At 50.6% G+C, this 1464-nt stretch carries 2 protein-coding genes; both read left to right on the plus strand.

Annotated elements, in window-relative coordinates; all coding sequences use genetic code 11:
* Positions 1-627: sugar transferase (locus AFL22_RS22910; protein ID WP_197276797.1), on the plus strand; the 627-nt coding region annotated here is incomplete at its 5' end.
* A gap of 287 nt (positions 628-914) precedes the next feature.
* Positions 915-1464 (plus strand): polysaccharide biosynthesis/export family protein (locus tag AFL22_RS22915; protein WP_197276798.1); only part of this gene is annotated, 550 nt, incomplete at its 3' end.

Consider the following 1464-nt stretch of genomic DNA (forward strand, 5'->3'; position numbering starts at 1 on the left):
AACAACCTGGCTAAGCTCGCGTCGCGCTTCCTGAAACGGGCATTCGATATCGTGGGTTCGCTCTCGATTATCCTGATGCTGATGCCAGCGCTGCTGGTACTGGGCTTCCTGGTGGGTCGGGACGGTGGACCACCGATGTATTGTCACGAGCGTGTGGGAATGAATGGCCGTAAATTCAAATGTCTGAAATTCCGCTCGATGGTCATTAATTCAAAAGAAGTGCTGGAAGAGGTGCTGCGCACTGATCCGATTGCCCGTGCGGAATGGGATAAAGATTTCAAACTCAAAAATGATCCACGTATTACTAAAGTGGGCCACTTCATCCGTAAAACAAGCCTCGATGAGCTCCCTCAGCTCTGGAACGTGGTGCGCGGTGATATGAGTCTGGTCGGACCGCGTCCGGTCATTGAAGATGAACTCTGTCGTTATGCCGGTGATGTTGATTATTACCTGATGGCAAAGCCAGGCATGACGGGATTGTGGCAGGTCAGCGGTCGTAATGATGTTGACTATGAAACCCGCGTCTATTTCGACTCGTGGTACGTGAAAAACTGGTCACTGTGGAACGACATCGCGATTCTGTTTAAAACAGTGGGCGTGGTGTTGAAACGCGATGGTGCCTATTAATCGTGAGTCGGAATGAGCGCGTTAATGCGCGCTCAGAGGTGTTTTGCCGTTGTCAGGCGTGTCGTTGATAGTGGCCATCATCAGGGATATCGCTGTGCATCCATAGTCCGCTATGATGCGTGGCGTTCAGGGTACACCCTGGTAGATGGCCGCTACTTATAACAAGTGGAGCAAGGATAATGAACGACAGGTTCAGTGCTTAAGTCAGGTAGGATTTACTTTTTGTTGGACGCTTACACAGCGGCGGTTTCGCCTCTATCAATAAATAACTGATAGCGAAGATCTAAATGATTACAATCAAAATGAAATTGATACCCTTGCTGGTATCCGCCACATTCCTTAGCGGGTGTACGATCGAACCAGGTTCTCACCTTTCTACATCAGGAAAAGATGTTGTTGAACAGCAGGATAGCAACTTTGACATCGATAAATATGTCAACGTCTTCCCGTTAACGCCTTCACTGGTTGAAAGGATGCGTCCGAAGCCACTGGTGGCTCAGACGAATCCTGCCCTGCAGAACGAAATTCAGAACTACGAATACCGTATCGGTGTGGGCGATGTCCTGACCGTAACGGTCTGGGATCACCCGGAACTGACCACCCCAGCGGGTCAGTACCGTAGCGCCAGCGACACCGGTAACTGGGTGCATTCTGACGGCACCATTTTCTATCCCTACATCGGTCGTGTGCGTGTAGCGGGCCGTACCGTCGGCGAAGTACGTGACGAAGTGTCACGTCGTCTGGCTCAGTACATTGAAAGCCCACAGGTTGATGTCAGCATCGCCTCGTTCAAATCACAGAAAACCTATGTGACGGGTTCAGTGACCACTTCTGGTC

This window comes from Pantoea sp. CFSAN033090, assembly GCF_001264395.1.
GTDB classification, from domain to species: domain Bacteria; phylum Pseudomonadota; class Gammaproteobacteria; order Enterobacterales; family Enterobacteriaceae; genus Pantoea; species Pantoea agglomerans.